Source organism: Acetobacter nitrogenifigens DSM 23921 = NBRC 105050, assembly GCF_000429165.1.
GTDB lineage: Bacteria > Pseudomonadota > Alphaproteobacteria > Acetobacterales > Acetobacteraceae > Acetobacter > Acetobacter nitrogenifigens.
Window position 1 is genome coordinate 1 of the sequence record NZ_AUBI01000045.1, and the last position, 4,669, is coordinate 4,669.

Genomic DNA, 4,669 nt, shown 5'->3' on the forward strand with positions numbered 1-4,669 from the left:
CTTCACGATCACGACGCGCGGTTTTACGGACGCCTATGCCGACCGGCTCTGGTCGCTGCGGCGCACGGCAGCCATCCGCTACAATACGGGGCTGTCGGCGAACGAGACGCCTGTCAGCCCCGATGCCCTGCCGCCTTCGATCGAGGATGGATGCGTCGCGCAGGCGATGGCGGAAAAATGCCTGATCGACGTTTCCGGCCTGGACGGAGACGACGGCGCTCCGGTGACGATCGAGCAGTTTTGCGACCTGATCCAGCATCGTGAAAACCGGCCCTTGCTGGCGCTCGCCATGCAGGCGGCGGGCTCGGTCGGGCGCGCGACGAAGGCGCAGCTGGAGAGCGCGGAAAAAAACTGACCGACGCGCTCGTCTGGGCGATCGAGGACGCGCCGCTGGTGGCGCCTTACGGCGATGCGCTCCTCCCGGCGGATCACCCGAACTGGGATGCAGTGGATGCGCAGGCGCGTCGTGTGGACGTGCTGCCCGCGTATCGGCTGCCATGGCGTTGCTGGCACGAAATGGCCGGGCATCGCCGCCACATGGTCGAGATCTACGGTGGCGGCATGGGCGCGATCCGTGGGGTGTCCCGGCCGCAGCCGTTGCCTGCTCTCGATGTGCTGGCGTGGTGCGACGCGCAGGATCTCGACGGGGACGAGCGCGATTTTGTGGTCCTGATGGTCAAGGCCATGGACCGGGTTTTTCTGGACCTGCGCGGGCGTCAGATCCGCGCCGAGCTGGACCAGATCTTCAGGAAATAGCAAGATGGCCCGCGATACGTTCATGGTGGAAATTGATCGTTATGTCCGGGATGACGTTTCTGTCGATGCGGTAAAGGCCCAGTTGATCGCTGACGTCATTGCGGAGCGCGACGCGCTGATCGCGGCTGGCGAGGCGTCCTCCAGGTGGACGCGTACGGTCAACGGAACCGCCGATGCGCCTGAAAGCGATCTGCAGCCGGGCGGCGCGATTATTTATAACTTCAGCGATCTGTCTCAGGCCGTCATTCTGGCGCTTGAGACGTGTCGAAACAAATCTCCCGTATCGAGCGGCGATTATCGCGACGCATGGATCGTCATGGTTACAGGCGGCGTGTGGACCGGCGATCTTGAAGACCTGCCATCAGGCGTCGAGGTGACGATTTCCAATCCGGTTCCATATGCGCGCAAGATCGACGTCGGGGCGATGAAAATGTCTGTTCCGCCCGGCATCATAGAGGCCGCGCGGCAGACAGTGCAGCGAAAGTTCGCGGGAATCACAGCCGAACGGCGTTTCCTCAATCTTTCCGGTCATTATGGCAAGTGGCAGGCGCCGTATCTTCTCAAGGGGAACGCGCAGCGGAAGCTTGCGCAGCTCAATCCGCGATCGAGCGTTTTCCGGCGCGGCGAGCGGTATCTTGCACGACGCAGGGATCTCGGCGTCGGCCAGCCCATCACATATCCTTCTCTTGTTCTGAGCGAGAAATGACATGGCCACACGGGTCTCGGAACTGATTGCGCGCCTGAATGATCAGGTGAGTGCGCAGGCGCGCACCGTCGCGGAAAACCTGAACAAGGTTTCAACGTCAGGCAAGGACGTGCAGTCCGCCATGGACGGCGTCGACGGGTCCATGAAGCGCACCGCCCAGACGACTGACCAGTTCGTCAGGTCCGCCGATGGCGTGCAGAAGGCCACCAACCGCATAGAGGCGGCGTTCGACCGGACGGCAATGCGGCTGGAGCGAGCGACCGAAGATTACAGGAAGGGCGCCATCACGCTCCAGCAGTATCGCGACATTCAGGCGACGCTGGCGACGCAATATGAAAATATAGAGACGCGCGAGCAGAAGACTATCGACGCCCTGCGCAGGAAGGGCGAAGCGCTTGCGCAGGTGACGGGCGCCACGCACGACGCGTCCGAAGCCACGGACGCAGCGAGCGCGGGACTGGATAACCTGACCGCCGCGCAAGGCAAGAACACGGCGACGGTCAAGCTGCAATCTTACCAGATCGCGCAGATCGCCGATGAATTTCACAAATGGGTTGATCAGGTTCTCTCTGGCGGCTCTGCGATCACGGCGACGACGTATCAGCTGCCCAACATGGTGCAGGCGATGGGCGGCCTCGGCAATGCGACAAAACTGGTCGGCGGTCTGCTTTCCGGTCCGGCCGGTCTTGGTCTTGCCGCAACAATTGCAGGCGTCGCCATTTATAAGCTCGGCTCCTACGCCGAAGGCGAGCAGGAGCATATGGCGCAACTGTCGCAGCACCTTCGCGCCACACGCACCGATTACGCCGATCTCGCTGCAACAGCGGAGCATGCCGCGCGGAGCCTGCACGGGGGCTCAGACCTGTCGCTCGCTGATAGCCGGACCATTATCCAGACCATTGTTTCCGTGCCGACCGTGGACAATACGCAGCTGCAGCGCCTGACGCATGACGCGCAGGATCTGGCGACGGTGATGGGCACGACGGTTCCGGACGCCGCCAAAACCCTGGCGTCGTCCATGCAAGACCCATCGAAGGCGGCGCAGCAATTCTCGGAAGAGAGCCTGACCGGCTTCGACGCAGCGCTCGTCCAGTCCGTCCAGCACATGCAACAGATGGGCGATCGTGCCGGCGCCACTGATCTGGTTCTGCGCACGCTCGAGCAAACTGTGCATGGCGCCACCGACAATGCCCTGACCCCGTTTCAGGCGGCGTGGCGGAAGCTGGAAGATGAGTTCGGCGTCGTTCACGACGTCGCCACGACGAAAGCTCAGGGCATCGGGGACGTCATCGTCGGCATGGCCACGACCAGCATCGGAGCGATTACTGACCTCGTCGAGGAGATCAGGAAAATTCCCGGCGCCATGGAGACGGCGTGGGGAGCGGTCAAATCCGGAGCCGGGTGGGCTTACGGCAAGCTTGAAAGTGGCGTCGAGGCGTTGGTGCCGCAGGAACTGGCTGACAGCATGCGCCGTGGAAATGCGCCGGATCCGGTGTTCGCGTCGCCTGCAGGCAGAGCGTCGTCATCCGGGTCGGATTCATGGAACTTCAGACAGGCGTCGTCCATGGTGGATACGGTTGCGGCAGAGCAGGCGCTCGGGAGCGACCTGACGTCGCTGATGCACCTGATTCAGTCCGCTGAGAGCAGCACCGGGCAATACCATAACGGACAGCTCGTCACGTCCGGCGCCGGAGCCATCGGGGCGATGCAGGTCATGCCGTCCAACGCGGGCGGTTACGACATCACGGATCTGCACGGCAACGAAAGCGCATCTGCGAAATATCTCAAGCAGCTTTACGCAAAGTATGACGGCGACCAGACGCTTGTAGCGATGGCCTATAACTGGGGGCCGGGCAATGTCGACAGATGGCTCGCGCAGGGGAGCAATCCGGACACGATTCCCCAGGAGACGCAGGATTATATTGCCCGCACGACGGAAGGACGGGTCTATGGTTCTGTAGCCGCCGCCGGTCTGCGCCAGTCTTCCGACGCCTACGTGTCAAAGGGCGATCCAGGCACGGCCGGACAGCTTGCGGATCTGCAACGGACCTACGCCGGGGAGTCTCAGGCGCTCTCCGATCTGAACAGGCAATTTCAGGCGGGGCTGATCGGTCAGCAGGCGTACGAGACCGGCGCGAAGGATCTGCATGCGCAAATGGACGCCACAAGCGCGTCCATCGCGAACACCCGGGATCCGCTGCAGGAACTGTCGCATAGTCTGGATCTGTCGGCGCAGAGCGCCGCCGGTCTGACCGGCTATCAGAGGGAGATGATCTCGGTCGCCCAGCAGGTCGACCAGGCGCAGCTCAGCATGAACGGCGCCCATGCGTCGGCAAGTTCCGTGCTCGCTGCCCAGACACAGGCGCAGGCGCGTCTGGGCAATGAATGGACGGCCAGCGTTACGGCGCTTTCGCGGCAGGCGGACGAACAGGATTCCGTGAACGCCTCCTACGCCGAGACGGCGCAGTCGCTCGACCATGTGACGAACTACCAGAAGGCCTACGAGGCCGCCCTGAACTCGTTCGATCAGAAGAGCCCGGATTTTTCGAAGCATGTCGACGACATGACCGCGGCTCTCGACCGCCAGACGGCGGCGCAGAAGGAACAGCAACTGATCGGGCAGATTTGGTCGAACAACGATCAGCTCGCCATTCTTCAGGCGGAAACGGCATCGCTCGGCCAGAACGATGACGCGCGACAGGCCATGACCGCGCATATGCAGGCCGAGCAGACTCTACTTCGCAATGGGGAGAGTCTGACGGACAGGACGTCTCAGGCCTATCTCGCGAGCGCCGACGCCGTCACGCAGGCGTCAGTCGCCTATGAGCACCAACAGCAGACGCTGTCGGATCTGACGGGCTCGATCTCGAACATGGCGGACCAGCTGTCGGACGGTCTCGTGCAGGGATTCCTGCAAGGCACGTCGAGCGGGATGTCGTTTAGGTCGACGCTGCAGGCGATCGAGACGCAGATTGCGTCGATGATCCTCAAGATGGGGCTGATCAATCCGCTGCTCAACGACATTGACGGCGGAACAAGGGACACGCTGTCAGACGTCTCGAAGCTTCTGGGAAACCTCGGCGGGTCGTCGGGGTCTTCGTCGGGCGACGGGTGGGGTTCGACCGGCGGCGCGATGGATTTCGAGGGCTCGGGGATCAGCGTCGGACAGGAACTGAACCTGAAAAACAGCCTGTCGTCTCCGGCGTC

Annotated in this window: 4 protein-coding genes; all 4 read left to right on the forward strand. The window is 62.7% G+C overall.

Features of this window, described 5'->3' with window-relative positions; translation table 11 throughout:
• A partial coding sequence (locus tag G442_RS25670) for a hypothetical protein (RefSeq protein WP_026399191.1) occupies positions 1-355 on the forward strand: 355 nt, incomplete at its 5' end.
• A gap of 38 nt (positions 356-393) precedes the next feature.
• Entirely contained in the window at positions 394-756 is a 363-nt protein-coding gene (locus tag G442_RS0118815; RefSeq protein ID WP_246789549.1) for a hypothetical protein, read from the forward strand.
• Between the two features lie 4 nt (positions 757-760).
• Entirely contained in the window at positions 761-1,462 is a 702-nt protein-coding gene (locus tag G442_RS23460) for a hypothetical protein (protein ID WP_051292556.1), read from the forward strand.
• Position 1,463: 1 nt separating this feature from the next.
• A partial coding sequence (locus G442_RS23465) for a transglycosylase SLT domain-containing protein (protein WP_154660424.1) occupies positions 1,464-4,669 on the forward strand: 3,206 nt, incomplete at its 3' end.

What these genes read in the sequence shown, in the direction of transcription:
- G442_RS23460 (WP_051292556.1), top strand. Translation starts at nt 761, where the DNA reads ATGGCCCGCGATACGTTCATGGTGGAAATTGATCGTTATGTCCGGGAT.